Origin of the sequence: Scytonema hankhaensis NUACC26, assembly GCF_045865695.1 — a bacterium.
In the GTDB taxonomy this organism is placed as follows: domain Bacteria; phylum Cyanobacteriota; class Cyanobacteriia; order Cyanobacteriales; family Nostocaceae; genus Scytonema.
The window spans coordinates 1-22,459 of record NZ_BAACAP010000110.1; the positions used below are offsets into that span (position 1 = coordinate 1).

20 protein-coding genes and 3 pseudogenes are annotated in these 22,459 nt (G+C 40.3%); 13 read left to right on the forward strand and 10 right to left on the reverse strand.

Annotated features, from left to right (window positions below):
* The 7 genes and pseudogenes from ACKTT2_RS05145 to ACKTT2_RS05175 all read right to left on the reverse strand — a co-directional run.
* Positions 1-92, reverse strand: a pseudogene (locus tag ACKTT2_RS05145) (colanic acid biosynthesis acetyltransferase WcaF); the annotation flags it as partial.
* A 4-nt stretch (positions 93-96) separates the two neighbouring features.
* The gene (locus tag ACKTT2_RS05150) at positions 97-381 is read right to left on the reverse strand and encodes a type II toxin-antitoxin system RelE/ParE family toxin (RefSeq protein WP_407884661.1); all 285 of its coding nucleotides are present in this window, start codon (positions 379-381) and stop codon (positions 97-99) included.
* Positions 382-612: a hypothetical protein gene (locus tag ACKTT2_RS05155; protein WP_407884663.1), complete on the reverse strand. Its 231-nt coding sequence runs from the start codon at positions 610-612 to the stop codon at positions 382-384.
* Positions 613-707: 95 nt separating this feature from the next.
* Positions 708-1,280: a hormogonium polysaccharide biosynthesis acetyltransferase HpsU gene (gene hpsU / locus ACKTT2_RS05160; protein ID WP_407884665.1), complete on the reverse strand. Its 573-nt coding sequence runs from the start codon at positions 1,278-1,280 to the stop codon at positions 708-710.
* A gap of 106 nt (positions 1,281-1,386) precedes the next feature.
* Positions 1,387-2,331 (reverse strand): glycosyltransferase family 2 protein, encoded by a 945-nt coding sequence (locus ACKTT2_RS05165; RefSeq protein WP_407884667.1) that lies wholly within the window; start codon positions 2,329-2,331, stop codon positions 1,387-1,389.
* A 12-nt stretch (positions 2,332-2,343) separates the two neighbouring features.
* A complete protein-coding gene (locus ACKTT2_RS05170) occupies positions 2,344-3,282 on the reverse strand; it encodes a glycosyltransferase family 2 protein (RefSeq protein WP_407884669.1) in 939 nt (312 codons plus the stop codon).
* Between the two features lie 508 nt (positions 3,283-3,790).
* Positions 3,791-4,561 carry a hypothetical protein gene (locus ACKTT2_RS05175; RefSeq protein WP_407884671.1) on the reverse strand — a complete coding sequence of 257 codons (771 nt, stop codon included), beginning with the start codon at positions 4,559-4,561 and terminating at the stop codon, positions 3,791-3,793.
* Between the two features lie 155 nt (positions 4,562-4,716).
* Here ACKTT2_RS05175 and cobU point away from each other — a divergent pair, with 155 nt between their 5' ends.
* The 11 genes and pseudogenes from cobU (at position 4,717) to ACKTT2_RS05230 (ending at position 12,582) form a co-directional block, all read left to right on the forward strand.
* Positions 4,717-5,274, forward strand: coding sequence for a bifunctional adenosylcobinamide kinase/adenosylcobinamide-phosphate guanylyltransferase (gene cobU, locus ACKTT2_RS05180; RefSeq protein WP_407884673.1), 558 nt, complete (start codon positions 4,717-4,719; stop codon positions 5,272-5,274).
* Between the two features lie 81 nt (positions 5,275-5,355).
* Complete coding sequence (locus ACKTT2_RS05185) at positions 5,356-5,601, forward strand: FitA-like ribbon-helix-helix domain-containing protein (RefSeq protein ID WP_407884675.1); 246 nt, start codon at positions 5,356-5,358, stop codon at positions 5,599-5,601.
* Positions 5,598-6,020 carry a type II toxin-antitoxin system VapC family toxin gene (locus ACKTT2_RS05190; protein ID WP_407884677.1) on the forward strand — a complete coding sequence of 141 codons (423 nt, stop codon included), beginning with the start codon at positions 5,598-5,600 and terminating at the stop codon, positions 6,018-6,020. The genes ACKTT2_RS05185 and ACKTT2_RS05190 overlap by 4 nt, the downstream gene beginning before the upstream one ends.
* Positions 6,021-6,022: 2 nt before the next feature.
* Positions 6,023-6,148 (forward strand): annotated as a pseudogene (locus tag ACKTT2_RS05195) (bifunctional adenosylcobinamide kinase/adenosylcobinamide-phosphate guanylyltransferase); the annotation flags it as partial.
* 119 nt (positions 6,149-6,267) lie between these two features.
* Positions 6,268-6,699, forward strand: a complete 432-nt coding sequence (locus ACKTT2_RS05200; RefSeq protein ID WP_407884679.1) for a hypothetical protein — start codon at positions 6,268-6,270, stop codon at positions 6,697-6,699.
* A gap of 510 nt (positions 6,700-7,209) precedes the next feature.
* Positions 7,210-7,428 (forward strand): CTB family bacteriocin, encoded by a 219-nt coding sequence (locus ACKTT2_RS05205; protein WP_407884681.1) that lies wholly within the window; start codon positions 7,210-7,212, stop codon positions 7,426-7,428.
* Between the two features lie 593 nt (positions 7,429-8,021).
* A complete protein-coding gene (locus ACKTT2_RS05210; protein ID WP_407884683.1) occupies positions 8,022-8,333 on the forward strand; it encodes a hypothetical protein in 312 nt (103 codons plus the stop codon).
* 115 nt (positions 8,334-8,448) lie between these two features.
* Positions 8,449-9,114: a cysteine peptidase family C39 domain-containing protein gene (locus tag ACKTT2_RS05215; RefSeq protein WP_407884685.1), complete on the forward strand. Its 666-nt coding sequence runs from the start codon at positions 8,449-8,451 to the stop codon at positions 9,112-9,114.
* Positions 9,115-9,129: 15 nt separating this feature from the next.
* The gene (locus ACKTT2_RS05220) at positions 9,130-11,016 is read left to right on the forward strand and encodes a sensor histidine kinase (RefSeq protein ID WP_407884687.1); all 1,887 of its coding nucleotides are present in this window, start codon (positions 9,130-9,132) and stop codon (positions 11,014-11,016) included.
* A gap of 302 nt (positions 11,017-11,318) precedes the next feature.
* On the forward strand, positions 11,319-11,540 hold the full coding sequence (locus ACKTT2_RS05225) for a hypothetical protein (protein WP_407884689.1): 222 nt from the start codon (positions 11,319-11,321) through the stop codon (positions 11,538-11,540).
* A gap of 94 nt (positions 11,541-11,634) precedes the next feature.
* On the forward strand, positions 11,635-12,582 hold the full coding sequence (locus ACKTT2_RS05230; RefSeq protein WP_407884691.1) for a ribonuclease Z: 948 nt from the start codon (positions 11,635-11,637) through the stop codon (positions 12,580-12,582).
* 48 nt (positions 12,583-12,630) lie between these two features.
* Here ACKTT2_RS05230 and ACKTT2_RS05235 read toward each other — a convergent pair whose 3' ends face one another.
* On the reverse strand, positions 12,631-14,061 hold the full coding sequence (locus ACKTT2_RS05235; protein ID WP_407884693.1) for a sensor histidine kinase: 1,431 nt from the start codon (positions 14,059-14,061) through the stop codon (positions 12,631-12,633).
* Between the two features lie 1,144 nt (positions 14,062-15,205).
* Between ACKTT2_RS05235 and ACKTT2_RS05240 the strand changes: the two genes are divergently transcribed.
* Positions 15,206-17,473 carry a GumC family protein gene (locus ACKTT2_RS05240; protein ID WP_407884695.1) on the forward strand — a complete coding sequence of 756 codons (2,268 nt, stop codon included), beginning with the start codon at positions 15,206-15,208 and terminating at the stop codon, positions 17,471-17,473.
* On the opposite strand, the gene ACKTT2_RS05245 is transcribed toward ACKTT2_RS05240, so the two are convergent.
* Positions 17,464-18,114 (reverse strand): sigma-70 family RNA polymerase sigma factor, encoded by a 651-nt coding sequence (locus ACKTT2_RS05245; protein WP_407884697.1) that lies wholly within the window; start codon positions 18,112-18,114, stop codon positions 17,464-17,466. The two genes, ACKTT2_RS05240 and ACKTT2_RS05245, sit on opposite strands and share 10 nt — an antisense overlap.
* A 357-nt stretch (positions 18,115-18,471) precedes the next feature.
* A complete protein-coding gene (locus tag ACKTT2_RS05250; RefSeq protein ID WP_407884700.1) occupies positions 18,472-21,597 on the reverse strand; it encodes an MFS transporter in 3,126 nt (1,041 codons plus the stop codon).
* 764 nt (positions 21,598-22,361) lie between these two features.
* Here ACKTT2_RS05250 and ACKTT2_RS05255 point away from each other — a divergent pair.
* Positions 22,362-22,459 (forward strand): annotated as a pseudogene (locus tag ACKTT2_RS05255) (high light inducible protein); the annotation flags it as partial.

Consider the following 22,459-nt stretch of genomic DNA (forward strand, 5'->3'; position numbering starts at 1 on the left):
CGAGCACCAATGACAGCATTAGACCCAATTTTAACTCCCGGTCCTACAAAGCAATCTGCAGCTATCCATGCTCCATTGCCAACAGTAATACTTGTGTCAATACACTTCATCATGAGAACCAATGTCAATCAGTAATATTTCCTCTTCTCCAGATTCTGAATTTTCAACAAAATTAAATACTATACGACAATCATATTCAACAGAACAAGCCCAAGCCCCAAGTAATTTACCTTTCAGCTTATGGGTTTGTAAAGTTGGATCGAATGGATTGGTTGCCAAGAGGACTAAGCGTTCTTCAATGCGCTCTTGCATTTCTGGTCGGCGTTGTACCAGTTTTTTGAAAGCTCGCTTGAACGAAGATGCTAAAACTATCGTTCTCACTTACTGCCTCAACTCAGCAATTACCTGCTCAACTGTGCCTCGGAACACTTTACCTGCTTGATACTCTGCCTGTGCTTGAGCAATATTAGCAGCAATTTCTGAGCGTCGCTGTTCAGCTAATCGTCGTTGTACCAAATCGATAAGAGCCTCTTGTTCCTCAATGGATAAAGTCTCAACGCTTTCCAAAACCTGCTCAAACTTTGAAGCTTGTGTCATCAGTAAATTTTCCATTGTTGTAAACTTCTTTATTATAAAGGAGCAAATTCAGAGGTTGTAAGGAGGCTAATTGGAAAATTGGCAAGACTTACTACATTACACAGTTATTTTTACGTGGTTAACTCGCACTTTCTCTCATAACGAGGTAAACAGGGAGAACCCCAGCAAACTTGTGCGGCGGGGAGATCGCTAAAAACACTGCTACGAGCACCAATGACAGCATTAGACCCAATTTTAACTCCCGGTCCTACAAAGCAATCTGCAGCTATCCATGCTCCATTACCAATGGTAATACTTGCTGTTTTCAAACCAAAAGCTGGATCTCGAAGGTCGTGGTTTCCAGTACACAAGTAACTTTTTTGGGAGATAACGCAGTGTTCTCCTATATAAATCCAATCAAGACTGTAGAAAACTACATCATCTCCTATCCAGCTGTAATCGCCAATAGCGATCTTCCATGGATAGGTGAAACGAGCAGTTGGTCGAATGAGGACTCCTTGACCGATACGAGCACCGAACAAACGGAGTAAAGCACAGCGCAACCCATTTAGGGGATGAGGCGTGAGAGGAAAGGCGATCGCTTGTACAAACCACCACAACAAAATATACCAACCAGGTCGTCCTCGGTCAAACCAAGATTGGTCGTATTTGCGTAAATCTACAAAAGGTGTGTTATTTGTCATTTGTTATTTGTCATTTGTCATTCGTTAGTAGTTAGTGGCTAAAAATAACTACTGTACGGGCGTAAGGCATTGCGCCCCTACAGTAGGGACGCAATGCCTTGCGTCCCTACTGTATTGCTGTTTGCCCAATTTCTTTAGGTAAAGAGGTTGGCTGTGGAGTTGGTTGGGATGACGTATTTAAGCGCCCATTATGTTGGCGTAATTCGTAAAGTTTGACGCCAATTTGATATTCATATTGACTTAAGAGCCGTCCGTAGATGTACCCTGCTCTGCCATCTAAAAACCCACGTTGAATAATATAGAATAAAACAAACCTTAACAATGGTTTAAAGGGCAATCGTACCCAAACTTTTTTCAAAAAGCGCTTGCGTTGCACGGCATCTCCAAAGAGACTTGCACCGATAGTACCGTTGTCATCTTTGCCAGAGAGCAAATTGTGATAAACACGAGCTTCCCAGTTAGAATAACGGTTGTGACGTTCTATCCAATGGAATAGGTCCCGGAAATCCTCATGTAGCATATCGTGTTTGAGGTATCCCACTTTTCCATCTAAAATAACGTGTTCGTGAACTTCGTTATCGCCTGTATTGGGGATATCTTCTGTGTTGAGGTTTTCGTAACGACCATTTTTGTGCTTGAACAAACGTAAATTCCAATCGGGATATTTGCCTCCATGACGAATCCATGTTCCTAAGAAATAAACTCGACGGTTGAGGTAATAACCATTGAATTCTGGATTTTCAATGGCTTGGGCAATTTCGTCCCATAATTCGGGAGGAATGCGTTCGTCACAATCAACAATGAGTACCCATTCATTACGAAAAGGGATGTTTTCTAAAGACCAATTTTTCTTTTTTGGCCACCGTCCGTTGAAGTGAAATTGTACGACATTTGCACCGAAACTTTGACAAATTTCAACGCTTTTGTCGCTACTTTGGGAATCAACAACAAAGACTTCATCTGCTCTTTGAACACTAGTCAGACAAGCAGGTAAATTGGCTTGTTCGTTTTTGGCTGGAATAAGTACAGAAACTGGAATTTTAGACGACATAATAACTAAGTTTTATTTGTTATCTTTTTTAGATGTGAGTAGAAGACCCTTAATAGCAGCGTTTAAATAACCAATTTGACCATAAGCATAGACAAGTTTATCAAAGCGTTCCGCTGGATCTGAAAAATGCTGCAACGATTTGTACAAACCACGTAAAAATCGCTCGCTACCACGCAACAATTGACCTATACCAGGTTTACCAATCAGGTTTTCCCGGTAGCAATCGCTAATCCCTTGCCACCAACCTCGATTCAGGAACCAAGAGCGTTGTAGGCGTTCTGGAGCAACGTTATGAGCGACAAGAGCCTCTGGAAGGTAAGCAACCTGCATCCCTCGTTCGAGAGCAAGTTCGGTCGTGTGCAATTCTTCTTGAGATAGTAAATTTTTACCAACTCGACCAAGATTTGTATCAAATCCTCCTATATCCTCAAGGAAACTACGACGTATAGAGTAATTCAAGCCCCTGGGAGTTAATCCTGGGTCTTTGATGTAGACTAAGCTATTACCTAGATCGTATGCTCCTAAGTTAGCCGCTAATCCTGTAGATAGCCAACTTGGGGATTGCATTCCTTGCGGCCACAGTAGGGTAACTTTGCCACCTGCAATTGCTAAATTGGGGTTGTCTTTATACGCTGAGTACAAAGCTTGCAACCAGTGCGAACTAGCTTCTGCATCGTCATCTAAATACGCTAAAATTTCCCCGGTAGCTACTCGAGCGCCAGTGTTACGGGCAACGGAAAGCCCCAAAACTGGTTCAAAGATATACTTAAGGCGGGGATCGTAGGTTCTTTGTTCAGTAATTTCACGGCTGCGATCGCTCGATCCGTTATCTACGACTATCACTTCAAAGTCTCCAGCAAACTCTTGTGCCAGAAGACTATCTATGGCAGCCCCTAAGTATTTTTCTCGGTTGTGAGTACAAATAATGGCAGAAATTGGTATTTTTGGCATATTATTCATCAGTTATCAGTTATCAGCTATGGGTTATCAGTTGTTGGTTATGACTAATAACTCTTCACTGATTACTGTTTTAGCCTACTCTGGAGCTAATCTATACCAAAGATTTACTTCTCACCAACCGAGTTTTTTCGGAGAAAATGAAATAATTCTTGATTTTTTCAAAATATAGCAGTTCTCAGTTGAGTGCAATACATTAATAATGGTCTTGTGGAAAAATAATGGTCTTGTGGAAAAATAATGGTCTTGTGGAAAAATAATGGTCTTGTGGAACGGGCGTCTCGCCCGTTTTAAGCAGGCGTCTTCGCTTGTCCCAAGCTAGTGGCGGGCTAGAAGCCCGCACCACAACCACAATGTAGATACAGCTAGTGGCGGGCTAGAAGCCCGCACCACAACCACAATGTAGATACAGCTAGTGGCGGGCTAGAAGCCCGCACCACAAGATGGATAATTGATTTCTAGGAAATCCCTGACGGCGGCAGTGCAAGTTCAAGAATGAACCTTATTGTGCTTGAATATGACCGTGCAAAATCACAAGGGTTTCTGCTAGTTGTGCAAGACGGGTTTCTAGGTATTGCTTGCGTCCTAGGAGCTGGCGCAGCTTTTGGTAACGAGCGATCGCTACACTAACGCTAGCCACTTGTTCTTGGGGACACGGACGCGACCACACTTTACCTGAAGCGTCTAAACCACACAAACGATACCCAGCACGAGGTGATTGAGTAGCAATCTTATTGTCAGAAGTACAAATTTCTTCTACATAATCCATGAGGCGATCGACTTCTGCATGGCGCAGTGTTGCGCTTCCTCCTTGTTGGGGTTCGCGATCGCGAGACTCCAACCAACCATTAACAATAGGTCCTTCTAAATAAATATCTTGAATTTGCTTGACGATTCTTTGTAATTCTGTCTGCCAAGAAGCAACAGTTTCTTGGATTTCTAGCAATATATTCATTGCCAATCCTGGATTAGCTGCATTGCGATGGCTAGAAAAGTTAGGAGTTTTTAATTTTGGAAGACTGGGTACTTTGCAACCGCTTTCTTGGGCTGGAAAAGTCTGTACGGAATTATCGAGAGGGGGTAAATGCTGTTCTGGTTGAGTCGTTGACTCAGTTTCCAATGGTATTTCAGTACTAGAAGAGGCTTCTGATGTCCCAATGCTAATCCGAAAAGATAGAGCTTTCTTGCTCGAAGTATCTGGCTCGGTGGAAGCAGTGTTACGAGTCCCTAGATCGTATAAAGTGGCTTCTATGCGTTTTACTCCTGTTCTCATAATGAATTTCCCTAGAAAGGATAAAGGATGAAGGATGTAATATAAATGAGTTCGTTAACTTTATACTTTATCCTTCATATCGTGCCAGTCATTCTATTTAAATTGATTGAGTTACAAAATACCAGCCTTGAAATGAAAAAATTTGGTAAACATCTGTGAGTCAAGTCATTTTAGTCACGGGACCAACACGTTCTGGTAAAAGTGAATGGGCAGAAACTCTAGCAGTACAGTCACATAAGGCAGTTGTGTACATAGCAACGGCAACTCTCGATTCAGATGATGAAGAGTGGATGCAACGGGTTCAACAGCACCAACAACGCCGTCCCCAAAATTGGGTAACATTGGAAGTGCCATATGAATTGTCAGCTGCTCTTGCTGACGCTAAACCAAATACCTGCCTTTTGATAGATGCTTTGGGAACTTGGGTTGCCAATCTTTTAGAACAAGATGATTGGAACTGGCAAAACACCGTCCAAGAGTTTTTAGACACCGTGCAACTTGTGGCGGCTGATATGATTTTTGTCGCTGAAGAAACAGGTTGGGGTGTAATACCTGCTTATTCTTCTGGAAGAACATTTCGCGATCGCTTAGGTTCATTAGTGCGACAGTTAGGTGGAATTGCCGATACTGTTTATTTGGTGACAGGGGGCTATGCTTTGAATCTTAACGTGCTGGGTTCTCCACTATGCGATAAGCCGAAGGTTGATGACTGAAGCCGTATTGAGGAGGATGAGAACGTCGAGTAGAAGTGACAGGAATTAGGATGTAAATAGGCAGAAACTGTAGGAAAAACCATGATACAACTCGTTATTACAGACCTTGAACCAACAGTAATAGAGAAACTCAAAGCTCGTGCAACTTGCAAAGGCAGAACATTAGAAGCAGAACTTAAAGCTATTCTTACAGAGGCAGCAGAAATAGCCCCAAAAAACCGCAATTTCGCCGAATTACGTCAAATTTTTGAGGAAGGCCGTCAGCGTTATGGAGAACGTCAGTTAAGTGATAGCACTGAACTGTTAAGGGAGGATCGACAACGTTGAGTAAATTTGTTGTTGATGCCAATGTAGCAATTAAGTGGGTGTTGCCAGAGATTCATACTACGGCAGCACTTCGCCTGCTTGAGAATGAAAGTAATGTTTTGCTAGTACCAGATTTCTTCTTTTCAGAGATAGGTAACATTCTGTGGAAGAAAGTACGTCGAGGGGAGATGACGTTAGACGTTGCTCAGCAGCATTTAACCAACGTGATAGAAGTTGATTTTCAGGTTTATCCCTCTCAATTATTAATTCCGGTAGCACTAGAAATAGCCGTTCGAGTCCAACAGGCGGCTTATGATTGCGTTTACCTAGCTTTGGCAGTTGCTGAAGATTGTCAGATGGTAACAGCAGATGAGTGGTTTGTTAATGCGTTGCAAAAAGATATATTGGCAGGAAATGTTTGCTGGGTAGAGAATTTGTGAGCACCTCTCGCGATCGCTTGGGTTCTTTAATGCGACACTTAGGTGGAATTGCCGATACTGTTTATTTGGTGACAGGGGGCTATGCTTTGAATCTTAGCGTGCTGGGTTCTCCACTACCAAAGGTGTGAATAACTTATGGCGGATGACTGGCAGTTGGTAAACAAGCTTTAATAATTAACAAATATTCTTAATTATTTATTTAAACTTCTCAATTCACAAGCCCACATACCAAATGTAAAATTATAATATGGCATCAACAAAAGACGTTAAAAGGTATCTTGCCTACTGGTTTCAGCTAGGCAAAAAGGTTGTCATAGACAACGGCGCTGCAACCCTGCAGCCAAGAGAGGTTATTCGCGGCGATCGCTATAGTGATGAATTTGAAGAGTGCTGGCAAAAAGTTACCTCACCAGATATGGGAGACTGTTACCTGGAAGGTACGCATGAAACAATAGCAGAACTGCTGACACCTGCTTGGGAGGTGAGTGCTTGCGCTCGTTGTAATATGCCAATACCCGCCAGAAATGTGGGTATGCCACCATTATTATGTCCCTGCTTCGATCTCCCTGGCTGGCCTAATACAGAATTACCGCAGCCTCGCTGTCCAGTTGATAATCAAGAACAGCTTAAATCGATTCGCGATCGGCTTTTGGCAGGAATTTCATCTAAGAGAGAATAGTCTGTTGAGCTACGTAAGTTGATAATTGTATTACAGAATTTAGGCGTTGCATCAGCGACTTCCAAATTAAAAAATATCCAAATTTTTCTTGTGGTACGGGCTTTCTTGTAGTACGGGCGTCCCCGCCCGTCCTCTATTAGTAGCGGGAGTCAATCCCGCACCACAAGATAGATAATTTATTTCTTGGAAATCCCTAAGAAAAATTTTAGAGTTACTAAAGAGTTTATTTTACAGCTTCATACTTTACAGGATTTTCATTAACATCTAGCAGCTTTCCATGCTAGAACAAAGCGATATTAATGTTGTATGTATTTTTCGGAAATAGCACGCTTCGTAATCCTACAATAGTTATTTCTAAATTTGGTAATTAACTTTACTGAAATTGTTAATGCTTTATCTATTGATTACAGACTAAATTATTAATCAAGCGAGGGGTTGAAACGCCAGAAAACAAAAGGCGATCGACAACGAGCGAAAAATCAATTCAACACACTTACGAGGTTACCAATCATGTCTAACGAAATCCTTTTCACCGACTTGTCCATTGAACAACAAGAAGTTGTAGCTGGTGGTAAGAAAGTTGCTTGGGTTAACGACACTATTTATAAAGATAGCCTAGATGTAGGTCCACTTTTAACTGTAGCTAATGACGAAGGTGCTTCAGTATACTTCGGTGGATTCATCAGAGAAATCTTCTCCAATGCTTATTTAGATCTCAGTGCTGACTAGATTGATTCATTAACATTCATTCCAATTGGATGAATTTTAAATACATTTCAGAGTTTACTCTTTCGTTTTTTTACATAACCAGACATTTTTAAGTATGTAAAAATTCGATCTGGAGTAAAACTCTGAAATCTGCTATTGAATCATATAGGTCTCGTATTTGATTTTTGAAATATACGTGGTAGGTAGTAGTAGGGTGGGCAATGCCCACCGAAATTCTATTGCTGGGCAATGCCCACCCTACAGTACTTATAAATTTTCAAAACTCACTTATGATTCCTATATCTATCTCCATTTTGTTCTAAATTTCAGATAATTGTCAACTAAAATACACAGCTATCTGATTGATAAAACTAGGACGCACTTTCGTCTGTATTCACCTTGTATTCGTGTTTTAAACTCATAGCTAAAGTCAATTTTAACTAAGCTTTAGATGTGAGGTGCGAAAACTTATTTCTGGGAGAATGACACTCTAGCACTAACTACAGCGTTGTGATATTAGAATGTAGGGTTTCTACCCTACATTCTAATATTAAATTGATTAATGCTGACGTAATTGTCAACTGTGTATACAATTGACTAGTAGAGGGAATAATATGTCTGACAAAAGAAAATTACAAAACTCTGATTTACTGATTGATTTGTCTGAGCAAGAACAGGAAGTTGCAACTGGTGGACGTTTATCTTCCCAGGATTTTTCATTGCAACTAACACAGATAAGTAGTTATGCAAAAGCTCACTTCTCTACAGGGAACACTTCGTTCACTCAAAAAGCTGCATACACGCTGACACAACTTACCTTAGGGCTGAATTTTTCTTCTAAAGGAAGTAACCGTCGCAGACGTAGGTCACGTGGTTGGAGTGACGAGGATTTATTATTATTGGTAATTCTGTCTCTTGTTTCTTAAAGTTCTGGTATGTTAGTTAATATCATAAAAACCATTTCTTGAAAAGTAAATTTGAAATTTCTATTAATGCTTTTTATTTAACTATATATTAATTTTAAGCAAGTATTACGGGTTTATGAAGTACCCTCATGTTCTACAACAAAGTGAAGAAGATTGCGGTGCAGCCTGTCTGGCTTCAATTGCTAAATATTATGGACGTACTTTCACCCTAAATCATATTCGGGAAGTCGTTGGTACAGGGCAATTAGGTACAACTTTATTAGGTTTAAGGCGGGGAGCAGAAACACTTGGGTTTAATGCTCGTCCTGTGAAAACTTCTCGTGAAATGTTAAACAAAATTAATAATGCACCCTTACCAGCAATTATTCATTGGAAGGGAAATCATTGGGTTGTTCAAAGCGCTCATGCGAGAACACTTGTAAGAATCAGACCTGACATTGATACTCATAAAGGGGGCTTTACTGTGGCTGATAAAAGTCTTTCTAGTAAAGAAATGTTGATTAGAGTTGATTGGGCTTTACAGGGATTAACTCATACAAAAGATATTAAAGGAATTCATGGGGGATTGGAAATTAAACCTGAGTGGTTGAAGGTACTCACTTTGGCTTTTGAGCAAGGATTGCAAGATAAAGCGCTCGCCGAAAAAATGTGTGTATCCGAACGAATGGTGCGACATTACTGGAACAAACTACAAGATGCTTTGAATGTCTATCCTGAAGAGGGAAAAAATATTCGGATTCAAACGGAAATGAGAGCAAGAGAAGAAGGATTAATTGATTAGCGAGTGCATCAATGTATGTCGCCAGAATTATGGAAAAAAGTTAAAGAAGAAATTACCATATGGCGTGTAGGTGCATTACCGGGTATTTTAGCGATCGCACTGGTAATGGGTACCCGTCTTGCGGGTTCTATGCAATCTTTAGAATGGTTAGTTTTTGATAGTTTTCTTCGTTTGCGTCCTCAAGAATCTATTGACGAACGCATTATCATTATAGGTATTAATGAAGAAGATATTAGTCGTATAGGTACTTATCCCATACCAGATAAAGAAATTTCTTTCCTATTAAGAAAAGTACATTCTCTTAGTCCTCGTGCAATTGGTCTTGATATTTTTAGAAATCTCCCTGTTGAACCAGGTCATAGCGAACTATTTGCTACATTTCAAGATTTAAAAAATGTCATTACCATCGAAAAAGTTTTACCAGAAGAAGTACCCCCACCAATAGGATTACCTATTGAGCAAGTTAGTTTTGCCGATCAAATTATTGATAATGATGGTAAGTTGAGACGTAGTTTGTTAGCAACACCAACGACTAAAAGCTATAAGTTCTCATTACCTTTAAAATTGGCAACGGCTTATTTAAAGCAAGAGGGATTTCATTTAAAAAATGGTATCTATGATGAAAATACTGTGAGATTCGGCAAGACTGAATTTCCTAGATTTTTATCTAACTCTGGAAGCTACGTTTGCTCTGATGATGGTGGAGTACAAATATTACTTAATTTTCGTAGCGGTCAAGAACGATTTAGAACTTTATCGCTTCACGATATTAAAACCGGAAATTTTCAGCCAGAATGGATACGCGATCGCATTGTCATTATTGGTGTTGTTGCGTCTAGCGTGAAAGATTGGATAACAACTTCTGCTATTTCATCAACTAAACCCGCACCGGGAAGAGTTTATGGAGTAGAGGTTCTCGCACATACAACTTCTCAAATTATCAGTTCGGTGCTCGATAGAAGAGTACTTTTACAAACATGGTCTGAAGAGCAAGAATATCCGTGGATTTTGTGTTGGGGTATGTTAGGAATTCTTTTTGCTAGACTGACAAAATCACCTTTTATTAATTTTCTAGCTGTTGTCATTGCAAGTCTTAATGTTATTTTTACAAGTTACATACTTTTGCTTGCGTGGGGTTTATGGGTTCCAATAGTACCAACACTACTTGTTTTGATTTTGAATGGTGTTGGTATGACAGCCTTGTATCAGTATGACCAAGCTCTACGTTCTAGAATGAATGCTCATATAGCTTTGATAGAACGGACTTTTGAAACAATTCATAACGGACCTTTACAAACTTTAGCAAAAGCTTTAAAGTATATTCGAGACAAAGATTTAGCACCTAACGAATTAGTTCCTCAACTAGAAACAGAACTAGAAAAGTTAAATTACGAGCTCAGAGGAATTTATGAATTTTTACAACAAGAACCTATATCTCAAGATAGTTGTCTTTATTTAAAAAAAGGATTACAAATAAATCTGAAAGATCCAATTCACGAAGTTTTATATCAGGTTTACAACTCTACTTTAGAACGAGATTTTCCCTGTTTTAAAACACTGAAAGTGAAAATTCGGACTTTTGAACCTATAAGCGCTCGCTGCATGAGTATAGAGCAAAAGATAGGGCTATGCCGTTTCTTAGAAGAAGCTCTATGCAATGTTGGCAAACACGCTAAAGGTGTGACTCGACTTGAGGTAACTTGCACTAACTACGAGGGTTGGTATACTTTAAGCATTATAGATAATGGTTGGGGAATTCATTCATCTCAAGAAGGACGGGGAACGCAGCAGTTTAGAAACTTAGCTAAGCAATTGAAAGGAAAATATAGGCGATCGCCCCATTTTCCCAAAGGCACTCTTTGCGAGCTATCTTGGCCTATAACAAGGTTTTACTGGAGGTAGTAAATAGAGATATAGTTATCCTATTTAATTTGTGAAAAAATCTCAGTGCCGTAGGTAGGGCTAAAAGGGCTAAAGCCCACCACATAATATTTTTGGTGGGTATTGCCCACCCTACAGGCGTTTCAAAATTAGTGGATAATGCCTACCCTACAGGCGTTTCAAAATTAGATAAGAGTCTATAAAAATTATAGTTAAGAATACGAGTCATTGAGATAGTATCAGTAATAAAATTGAGTATCTATAACAAACAAAATTTTTTAAAAATTGCCTTTCCTTAGTACAACACCGAGGAGAATGTGAATATGACTCAAAATAAATGGGTTTTTCACAAACTATTAAAGACTAAGTTTTTAACAATTAGTATTTTGACAGTTGCGCTCTTGTTAACTCAACCAGTACAAGCGGAATATCGACCGCCTGACAATCAAAAACCACCAAGAACTAATACAGATTCATCAGGTACGAGATTTTCACATCATTCTGCAAATGTCTTATCTTATACCTCAATTAACCAACGTATTTAGAAACTTCCTATAAAATTACCGTCAGTTGCGTGTTACGAGTGTCAATATATAGATATTGGTGCTAAATTCAGCAAGAGGAAGGCAAAATAAGGCTGTGCAGATAACATTTCTAGGGACGAGTTCAGGTGTACCCACGCGATCGCGTAATGTTTCCAGTGTTGCTTTAAGACTACCGCAACGAGCTCAGTTGTGGTTATTTGACTGTGGCGAAGGAACCCAACATCAAATTTTGCGGAGCGATCTAAAAGTCAGCCAACTATCCCGAATTTTTATCACTCATATGCACGGCGACCATATTTTTGGTTTAATGGGTCTGCTTGCAAGTTGTGGTTTAGCTGGGAGTGTGGAACGAGTTGACATATACGGTCCGCCCGGATTAAACGACTACCTACAGCTAGCTTCGCGACATTCCCACACCCACTTTTCTTTCCCCATCAAAGTTCATGCTGTCCGTCCCGGAATTGTCTACGAAGATGATGAATTTACCGTGATTTGCAACCCTTTACATCATCGCGTCACCACCTTTGGATATCGAGTCGTGGAAAAAGATCGTCCCGGACGTTTTGATGTTGAAAAAGCCAAAGAGTTGCAAATTCCACCCGGTCGAGTCTACGGACAACTCAAACGAGGTGAAACAGTCACTCTTGCAGATGGGCGAGTCATAAATGGTAAAGAATTGTGCGGACCTACAGAAATTGGGCGCAAAATTGCTTACTGTACGGACACAATTTACTGTGACAATGCAGTAGATTTAGCACAAGACGCTGATGTACTCATTCATGAAGCTACTTTTGCTCATCAAGATTCAGAGTTAGCTTTTCAGCGCTTGCACTCTACAACTACAATGGCAGCACAAACTGCCTTGGGAGCCAAGGCACATCGGCTTATTATGACGCATTTCAGTCCTCGTTATGCTCCTGGAAATCCCATTGAGTTGAAGGATTTACTTGAGGAAGCCCGCGCTATTTTTCCTAAAACAGACATGGCTTATGATTTTATGACCTATGAAGTACCCAGAAGGCGCAAGAAGAATGATGAATGATAAATTATGAATGATGAAATCTTTTACTAATTCATAATTCATCATTCATCATTCATAATTTAGAGGAATTGTAATAACAAACTCAGCGCCTTGTCCGGGTGCAGAAGTACAAGTCAACTGTCCGCCATGCCTTTCAATAATTTGGTAGCTAATCGATAGCCCCAAACCCGTACCGGAACCTACAGGTTTTGTTGTAAAAAATGGATCGAAGAGCTTAGATTGTACCTCTCGTGAAATACCAGGTCCGTTGTCGGCAATGCGAATGACAATTTCGTTGTTTATCGCTTCAGTACAAATGTGAATGGTTGGAGTAGTCAATTGTCCTTTGTCCTTTGTCCTTTGTTCTTTGTCCCCTACAAATGACAATTGACAATTGACCAATGACTCTTCCAAAGCATCAATTGCATTAGTCAAAATATTCATAAACACTTGATTTAACTGTCCGGCGTAGCATGACACCACAGGCAAATCGCCGTATTCTTTGATAACTTTGATATCAGGGTGACGCGATGAACCTTTCAATCGATGTTTTAAAAGTAACAACGTATTATCCAATTCTTCGTGAATATCTGCCTCTGCCATCTCGGCTTGCTCTAAATGGGAGAAGTTCCTTAATAGTAGGACAATTTGCCGGATGCGATCGGCTCCAATACTCATAGACGACATGAGTTTGGGCAAATCTTCTTGAATGAAATCAAATTCAATTGCCTTCAAAGTTGCTTCTATTTCCTTAACTGGATCGGGATAATAGTTCTGATAAAGTTCAATTAAATTCAGTAAATCCCGCGTGTACTGATTGGCGTGAATGAGATTAGCGTAAATAAAGTTAAGTGGATTGTTGATTTCATGAGCAACTCCCGCGACAAGTTGACCCAAAGCGATCATTTTTTCGTTTTGGATCGATTGGATTTGAGTGCGAGTCAGTTCTTTCATCGCTTGCTCGAGTTGTTGAGCTTTCTGTTGTTCTTGCTGTGTCAGTGCCAAAAGAACTAACTCATTGCGCTTGCGTTCTAACAACCTAACAATTTGACGACTTAAAGTCTGTAGCGTCTGGATTTGCAGCTGAGTTAGTTTGCGGGGAATAAAGTCAAGTACGCAAATGGTTCCCAACGTGTAACCCTCTTTTGCTATCAATGGCATTCCTGCATAAAAACGAACGTGTGGTGGCAAAACAACAACTGAATTTTTTGCAAACTTTTTATCTGCTAGCGTATCTGGAATAATTAACTCATTACCCTTTTGAACAACAAACGGGCAAAAACCAGAATCTATTGGTGCTTCCGTAAGGGATGTACCAATTTTTGACTTAAACCACTGTCGGTTTTCATCTACAAAAGTAATGAGTGCAACTGGAGTCTGACAAATTTGTGCCGCTAATTTGGTTAAGTCATCAAAATCCGCTTCATCAGGAGTATCAAGGATTCCATATTTTTGTAATGTCTTAATCCGGGATGTTTCTTGCTGCAAAGGGGTAGGCATTTCTCAGCTTTGTCTACTGTTTGGCGTATAGCATTCACAAGGTGCAGAGGCAGAAGCCTTTTGAGGTCAGTGCATCCCAATAATCCAACGGTGCGCTAAACGTTTATCTATGGCGCTAGCTTTCTATTAATTTTTTCTTTATATATTGTACACAAATCTTATTCTGCAACTCCAGAAAAAAGAAATTTTTGAGTTCAAAAATTTACTCTTCCGGAAGTTTTTTAAAAATATTTATAGACTTTATAAACTATTTATTTTTAAATTTACTGTATATGATATTACATAAATTCGATTCCCCCTATAGCAATCCTCTCTGATTTGTGAAAAAATCTCAGTACCGTAGTACCGTAGGGTGGGCATTGCCCACCATTAGCTGTTGGTGGGCATTACCCACCCTACATACATTTCAAAAATCAAATAGGAATCCTATAGCTCCCCTTAAAAAGGAGGACTTGTAAGAGCCTTTTCCCCCCTTTTTAAGGGGGGCTAGGGGGGATCGTGATACAACAATAGACTTTACAAACATTCTCTAATGAATCGATTATCCGCAAGTCTTTAAAGCTTTTTACTAAAACTTTAATTTAAAAAAATAATAAATAGAGTGTTCCATTAATTTTCATTTCATTTTAAGTTATTAAATACACAAACAAACAATAATTTTATACTTAAAATAAACAAGTCTATATGTTTTATAAAGACATAGTGTATTGAAATTATAAGTAATTTATGAAAAGTATCGATCGCTATAGAATTGGCAACCACACTATAAATTTTTGTGTAAGTCTTGCCGCTCCTATATGTAGTTAGAGCGCTTTAAAACATACATTTATCTGTAATGCTATTTGTATAAATAGATTTTTCGGTAACGATAGAGCAATGAAAGAAAGATTATTAACAATATGATAAAGATTACAAGAAGGGGTTGACGACTTTAAGGTTTTAACTTAGTTTGAAATGAAAAAGAAACAAATAAGAGGTTGGAGCTTGCAAGTGTTGTTAGCTATATCAACAGTAATTCTTTATTGAAAAAGTTAATTAATTTACGCTTCATTTCTTCAGTAAAGAATTACAATTTAGTAAAAAAATTGACAAATACTTTTTTCACTAAATTGTAAAAATCATTTGATATTAGAGGAACTTGATAGTGACTGATATTGGTTTGGAACGTGGGAAAATAGTTGTAGTACCCCAAAAAAGTACGGTTGAGGTCAAAAAACTCTCTAAATTGCTGGTTCGACGACGACGGCAAATCTTAAGTATTTACTGCATAGTTATGTCTTTGACAAGCCTTTTGGCTTTTATGACAAAACCAACGTATCTGAGTTCTATGCAGATAATGGTTAGTTCTTCCTTTTCTGATGAAGGACGGTTAAATTCCCAACAAGAAGAAGGAAACAAAGCTGTTGACCCTACTTTTGAAGTTATCGATCGCACTCCTCAGATAGAAATTCTGCTGAGTTCCAAACTAATACAAAAGGTTGTAAACTTCTTACAATTTGATTATCCAGATCTCACAGTAGAAGCTATCCGGGGAAAAACTGGTAAAGATGGACGTTTAACTGTCACAAAAGTAGTAGGAAATGTAGAAGATAAAAATATTCTGGCTGAGATTTTTGAGCTTTCCTACAAAGATGACGATCCAGTTAAAGCACAGAAAGTTTTGCTTGCTATACAGAACGTCTATCAAAGTTACACAATAGAACAGCAAAAAGAACGTCTTTCTAAAGGGCTTTCCTTTTTAAACGCTCGCATGCCCAAAATCAGAAAACAGATGCTTCAAGCTGAGAAACAATTAGAAAAGTTTCGGAAAAAATACAACTTACTCGATCCAGAAATTCAAGGCAAAATCCTTTTAGAATCTCTTGCTGATGTCAGGAAACAGTTAAGATTCACTCGCGCTCAACTTCAAGATGCGCGGGCGAGGTACAGCAATCTGAAAAAAGAAATAAATTCTTCACCTCAGAACGAACTCGCCTCTTTTCGGCTCAGTCAATCGCCTCGCTATCAAACACTCGTCTCTGAAATTCAAAAGACAGAATTTGCTTTGACTCAAGAACGGCTGCGCTATACAGAAAACTCTCCTACAGTACAAAAATTAATTCAACAGCGCCAAAACCAAGTTACTCTTTTACAGGAAGAAATCGAGCAAACACTAGGAGATAAAACGAAATCAGTATTAAATACAAAACGAGAACAAAAGCAGCTAATTACTTTAGAAATACCTGCTGTAGAACCACCTTTAGCAATGAAGGGACAAATGGCAGGAATGGATTCATCAAAACTGGTGGAACAGCTTTTAGAAGTCCAAACCACCGTATTGGGGTTAAGTGCTAATGAAAAAAGCTTAACTGAATCAGAAGCTCAAATGCGGCTAGAGCTTAATAAATATCCTAGTCTGATAGCAGAATATAACCGTTTGTTACCAGAAGTAGAAACTCATCGCAAAGCACTCGAACATCTAATAACAACACAACAATCTTTAGGATTAACAGTTGCTCGAGGAGGATATGAACTGCAAGTGTTAGAAGAACCCCAAAGAGGAGCTTACTTAGGTAGCAATAGATTTCTGTTTATACTGATAGGGGCGCTACTTGCACCAATTCTAGGTGTTGGAACTGCTGTTCTGTCCGAAACTCTCAGTGATGCTATCTCTTCTCCACAGGATTTACAAAAGCTGAGCAATCTTCGTTTACTAGGAACAATTCCAAAGCTACCATTATTGAGCATACAGAGGAAACAGTCTAGTCTACCTTCTATTGTACGGAGAATATTAACTGGTTCGTTAACAAAATCGGCGATCGCGCAAGATCCCCTTCTTTGTTCTCAATCTCATGAAACCCTTGATATGGCGTACCAAAATATTCAGTCAGGGTTTTCTTCTCCCTGCAAGTCCTTAATGTTAACTTCAGCAAGACCGGGAGAAGGTAAATCCACTTTAGCATTGGGGCTTGCGGTGAGTGCTGCTCGCATGCATCAGAGAGTATTACTGATTGACGCCAATCTGCGCGAACCTAACCTACACAAAATGTTAGCGCTCTCTAATGATTGGGGATTATCTTTATTATTACTTGAAGAAACAAACTTTTCTGCTAAACAATACATTCAACCCGTGCATCCCTCAATTGATGTTTTGACTGCTGGACCGATACCAGAAGACTCGGTTAAATTATTCAGTTCTGCACGGATGAAAGAACTACTAGAGTTTTTTGAACAAAACTACGATCTAGTGCTAGTGGATGCTCCTTCTATTCTTGGAACAGTTAATACTAGACTTATAGCATCCTACAGTAAAGGAATTGTGATGGTAGGACGCCTCGGTCAAGTGACTTCTACTGAATTGGTGGAAGCTACAGGAGTTTTGAGTCATCTCAATTTAATAGGTATTATTGCTAATTCAACGACTCATAAGTAACCTTCTTTCTCGGCAAATTTTCGCATACGAGGAAGACATTGCCTTTGATAAAAACTGCTTAACGTAGAAACCGACAAGCCAAATTCTATTGAGAGTTCTTTCCACCCAACTTCTGGTGGTAAGCGTCTCAAAATTAACATTTGACAAGTCACATCGGGACGACCTTGAATGTGACTGCGACTTAACTCTCCATCAGAATCAGTCTCGACCCATAACTTAATTTCTTCCAAAATAGGAGGAACATCAGGTTCAGCTGCTAGGTTATCTACAGGGTCGAGAATTTCAGTATCCTCACCTGACCGAGATTGGCTAAAATTTGCAGAAACTGTTCTCGCTTGTTGTTGTTGCTGGTTGCGATAAAAGTCTTGTAATCTACGTCTTAAGTAAACATTTAGCCAAGTGATAACACTCCCTAGATCGGGATCGTAAGCTTGACCCGTTGTACTTTCACAAAGATTTCGACAAAAGTACAGCCAAGTCTGTTGCAGTGCGTCTTGGTAGAAGGGAGTGCTTTCTCTCCACAGTTTCCCAGAAGTCAAGCGAATAATTTTTGTCAGCAGTTTCTGACGTTGTTGACTTCCGTGAGGGTGTCCGCAAGCTTCCTCAACCAATTGGCGTAGTAGTTCCTCCAGTCGAGCCATAGCAAGTTTTTGCAAAGAGAGCAATTTTTAGTATTGCTTAGAAAGCGATTTTATAGAACTACCCTCTGTCGCGATATTTATTAGGGATTGGGGAACTCGGGGCCCCCTCTGGGGATAAGGGGCATGGGGATTGGGGATTGGGGAACTGTTATACTGTTTCTCCAAAAAGTAGTTTTTACCTCCCTTAATCCCCCCAATGGATCGGGGGAAACTAGATTTTCGGTTCCCTCCCCTTTCCAAGGTCTGGGCTAGGGTGGGGTAAAACTGACGCTAAAACTTGCGTTTGTAAGCTATTTCAGAAAAAAACCTCTCTTATAAGAGAGGCTTTCTTCAGATAAGCGGAGATAAACTTTGGATTTAAGCGACAGCGACGGCTCCAGCTATTGCGGAAAATGCTGCAGAGACGAGTGCTGTTGTAAACAACCACCAAGCTGCAGATGCTGCTGCTTTTCTTGTTTCTTCTGCTTGGCGTTGCGCTTGGCGCTTCACTTCTTCTAAGCGGTGCTGTGCTTCTTGCTGTATGCGTTCTGCTCTTTGCAGTACAGTGTTTCTCGCCCGTTCAACTTGGTCAACGATACGGTTAGCATCTTCTTCTGAGATGTCTTCACGGGAACTGAGTATTGCTACTATTGTATCTCGGTTGAAGGAACCTAAGCGATCGCGTAAAGCTTCAAATCCTGCTTGAGGATCGTCAAACAATGTGCGAACATCGCGCTTAATGCTGTCGTAGTTCAATTCTGGGCGATCTAAGGAGTTGAGGTAATTGCGAATGCGAGCAAAAATTCCTTCAATAACATCTTGAATGCGTCGTTGAATTCCTCGGACTTGCTCGACAAACTGGTCGCGCACTGAAATCATGGTATCCGCAATTCTTTCTGCTTCCTCATCTCTCAAATCTTCCCGTAGTTTCAACAGGGTGATGATGGTAGAACGGTCAAACTTGGCAAGGCGATCGCTAAAGCTTTCTAATCCTACGCCGGGATCGTGTAACAGTAGATACAAATCGCGTTTGATTCCTTCAGGATTCAGTTCTTCCTTACCACTGAGGCGTAAATACTCTTCCAAATAAGTTTGGAAATTTTGGATTCTTTGCTGCGTTCTAGTTGCAAGGCGACGGGGCGCACGTACTATATCGCGAATGGATGTTTGTACCGAATCAATAACTTGATTAACTTGTTCTTCACTCAAGTCCTGACGTTGACTCAACAACTTCACCAAAGTATCTCTATCTATTTGAGACAAACGACGGCGGAGTGCAACAGCCCCTTCCTGGGGATTTTGCAACAATCTATTTAAATCCCGTTGAATTCCTTCGGGGTTGAGCTCGTCTTTACCAGTATTTCGTAAGTAGTCTGCAATTGTGGTTGTAACAGAGTCGTATTGTGCCTTGGCTTTATCGGCTGCAGTTTTTGGTGCATGACGAACGCTATTCCAAGAGTGTTCGACAGTATCTAAGATATTATTTGCTTGGTCTTCGTTCAAGTCTTGCCGTTGAGCCAGTAATTTTACTAAGGTATCCCGGTCAAAACGAGATAAGCGTGCTCTAATTGCGGAAACTCCTGCTTGTGGATCGTCTAGTAATTTCTTAAGGTCAGCGCGGATAGCATCAGGGTTAAGTTCGTCTTTACCAGTGTTACGTAGGTAAGACTTCAAGTTTAACCACAGTGTTTCTGCTTGATATCTTGCTTGTTCTGCAACTCCTTGGGATTCGATTAAAACTTGGTCTCTCTGTTTTTCCAACTGCTCGAGAATTGCGTCTGCTTCTTCTGGGTAAATGTCATTCCGCTCCAAAAGAGTTTCCCGCAATTCCTGGCGATCGAATTGAGCGAGTCGTCGCGAGAGAGTTTCATGGTCGGCATCTGGATCTTCCAACAGAGGTTTGAAATCCCTCTGGATACCTTCTGCAGTTAATTCTGACTTAGGAGTCACGAGGAGATAGCTTTCTACCCGACGTTGCAAGTCTTGTACTATCTCTCTTTCTTCTTCGGCAGTCACTGCAACGATGGTTTCTTGGCGGACTGCTTCTAAGCGATCGCAAATACGTTGAATTTCTGCTTGGGTCAGCAAACCGCGCTGTTGCAATATATTAACGAAATCGCCACGAGAAATTTGCTCCAACTCTCGCCGCACGGTTCCCGGATCGGCGGCTGCATCGTAAATGACATTGCGAAACTCTTGAGCAACTCTATCGGAACTCAATTGCCAAGTATAAGTGTTGTGGAGGTAATTTTCTATATCAGCACGAATGGGGCTATAAGGCTGCTTTGGTGTGGGCAAACCTAATTTATCCGCTTGTTCGGATACTTTATCTTTAGCAGTGGTAAGAGCACCTAGAATTTTTTCTACATCTATATCGGATAAATCTGCACGTCCCATAACAACGCCAGTCAGTGCTGTTACTGCCTGCTGAATTGTCCTCTGAATCGGACCGGGGGCAGTTTCTTGAGTTGCCCTTTGGTTTGCGTCTTTTGTAGAACGCATTTCTTCCATCAACCGATCTAGCTTGGCATTGAGTTCATCAGTCTTGCTTTGTCCTGGTGGTAGGGATTTGAGATAGTCTGCTAACTCGCTAAAACGATCTTTTATTGGTTGTTGTTGACCTACTGCTTGTTGCCAAACGCTATATAATGTGTCAGCAATACGATTAACATCCCGTTTGGATAAGTCAGTACGGCTGCTAACTAATTCGACAAATTTTTGGCGATCGATATTGCGGAGTGCTGCACCGCCTGCTGCTGTACCACCTGCGAGCGCGAGTAATTGCGGGTCTCTCAGTAGATTTTCAAATTCCGAGCGAATTTTGGATAAATCTAGTTCTGGAGGGCGCACCATATCTAAATAGTCTTCTATTTTATCGCGCAGAGTGGCAGGGTCAATAGCGCTACCCAACTCCCGACGCACCGCCGCCGCCGCCGCTTCAGCAGTTGATACAACTTGCTGATTAACAGCCTTCGCTCCCAAAGCAGCAGTTGCAGTTCCTACTATTGACTGTAAGCCCGAGGTGGCTGCATTCATTAAAGAGCCAACTAAAGACCCAACTGTGGTTGAACTCACCCATACCAACAGTAAAAAGTATGCTCCCCAAATAACTAAACCAAGAATTGCTCCTAACACCGGAGTTAAAGCCAGAAGACTCAACTTCACCGCTAGGAAACAAGCAATGGCGAGAGCAGTTGTGACAGAAATCACTGTCCACAGACCCACGGCTGTCCCAATTTTGCGAATGGTACCACCTACACTTCCCACCTCACCGCTATCTTTATTCCCATCCGAGTCAGAGGAACGACCCAAGTAGGAAATACCAGCTGCAACAGAAAGGTTTGTTAAAACCAGTTGTAGGGCAAAAGCCAGGATGACGCCAGAGACTAGCACGAAAAAAAATCGCGGTCCAAATGCCGCTTCTGGCTGATTAATAACTGGCTCCTGCGCCACCCAAAAGAATGACTTGTACAGTGCCAGTACTACATTCGTACTATGAAACATTTTAATTCCTTCCTCGTATAGCTCAAGTTAGTGGAGACTAATAAAATTAAAACTAATATTGTAATACCCAACTCTGTACGAATAGAATCCTGGAATTCAAGGTTTTAAGCATCCCTCCAAAGTTTGAAAACTTGCTACAGCGAGAGGTAGAAGCTACAGTGACCAGTAACCACCTAACCAGTGAATTATCTACTTTCGAGTATTGTATTTGAAGAATCAATCAAATTTCTGCCAACAAATAATTATGAAAGTAGTTTGTATAGCCATCCTAAATCATTTCTGAAAACTTAGATCCCCGACTTTTTATAAATTAGACAGGATTGCTACTCCCTTTTTTTCTTGTGGTGCGGGCGTCCTGCCCGCCACTAGTATAAGACGGGCGTCCTCGCCCGTCCCACAAGATGGATGATTTATTTCTTAAAAATCCCTAAATTAGACAGGATTGCTATATGTAGCTAGTATCGTCCTATAAAAATGCCTTGTTATTAATTCAAGCAAGTTTTGACTTGCCCAATCAGAAAAATCTCAGATTGACAAAGAGGGTTTGAGGAAAATAATTTCATATTATGTCATCCTTGTTACATTTATTTATAATTACTTTTTTTTGCACTCTCTGTAGGTGGATTTAACTAAAAAATACAGCCATTACAATCGTCCGAGAGAGATGGGCATAGTTTGTTCCCATTGACAGAAAGCAGGAAAGTTTTAAGTAGCTACATTAAAGCTGTAAGTAATGGCAAAAGAAAATTAAGAGGAGTTAAAAAATGGAAACTCGTCCTGCTACCGATTTACCACCAGTTGCTACAGAGTACAACGGTGTTGACCGTAATGCTTTTCTTTTCGGTTGGAACCCTCAAGCTGA

Bases quoted from the DNA above. Each gene is read 5' to 3' on its own strand.
- ACKTT2_RS05175 (WP_407884671.1), bottom strand. From the start codon at position 4,561: ATGAGAACAGGAGTAAAACGCATAGAAGCCACTTTATACGATCTAGGG.
- ACKTT2_RS05235 (WP_407884693.1), bottom strand. From the start codon at position 14,061: ATGCCTACCCCTTTGCAGCAAGAAACATCCCGGATTAAGACATTACAA.
- ACKTT2_RS05225 (WP_407884689.1), top strand. From the start codon at position 11,319: ATGACTCAAAATAAATGGGTTTTTCACAAACTATTAAAGACTAAGTTT.
- ACKTT2_RS05200 (WP_407884679.1), top strand. From the start codon at position 6,268: ATGGCATCAACAAAAGACGTTAAAAGGTATCTTGCCTACTGGTTTCAG.
- ACKTT2_RS05220 (WP_407884687.1), top strand. From the start codon at position 9,130: ATGTCGCCAGAATTATGGAAAAAAGTTAAAGAAGAAATTACCATATGG.
- ACKTT2_RS05170 (WP_407884669.1), bottom strand. From the start codon at position 3,282: ATGCCAAAAATACCAATTTCTGCCATTATTTGTACTCACAACCGAGAA.
- hpsU (WP_407884665.1), bottom strand. From the start codon at position 1,280: ATGACAAATAACACACCTTTTGTAGATTTACGCAAATACGACCAATCT.
- ACKTT2_RS05250 (WP_407884700.1), bottom strand. From the start codon at position 21,597: ATGTTTCATAGTACGAATGTAGTACTGGCACTGTACAAGTCATTCTTT.
- ACKTT2_RS05165 (WP_407884667.1), bottom strand. From the start codon at position 2,331: ATGTCGTCTAAAATTCCAGTTTCTGTACTTATTCCAGCCAAAAACGAA.
- ACKTT2_RS05215 (WP_407884685.1), top strand. From the start codon at position 8,449: ATGAAGTACCCTCATGTTCTACAACAAAGTGAAGAAGATTGCGGTGCA.
- ACKTT2_RS05185 (WP_407884675.1), top strand. From the start codon at position 5,356: ATGATACAACTCGTTATTACAGACCTTGAACCAACAGTAATAGAGAAA.
- ACKTT2_RS05210 (WP_407884683.1), top strand. From the start codon at position 8,022: ATGTCTGACAAAAGAAAATTACAAAACTCTGATTTACTGATTGATTTG.
- ACKTT2_RS05245 (WP_407884697.1), bottom strand. From the start codon at position 18,114: ATGGCTCGACTGGAGGAACTACTACGCCAATTGGTTGAGGAAGCTTGC.
- ACKTT2_RS05205 (WP_407884681.1), top strand. From the start codon at position 7,210: ATGTCTAACGAAATCCTTTTCACCGACTTGTCCATTGAACAACAAGAA.
- ACKTT2_RS05155 (WP_407884663.1), bottom strand. From the start codon at position 612: ATGGAAAATTTACTGATGACACAAGCTTCAAAGTTTGAGCAGGTTTTG.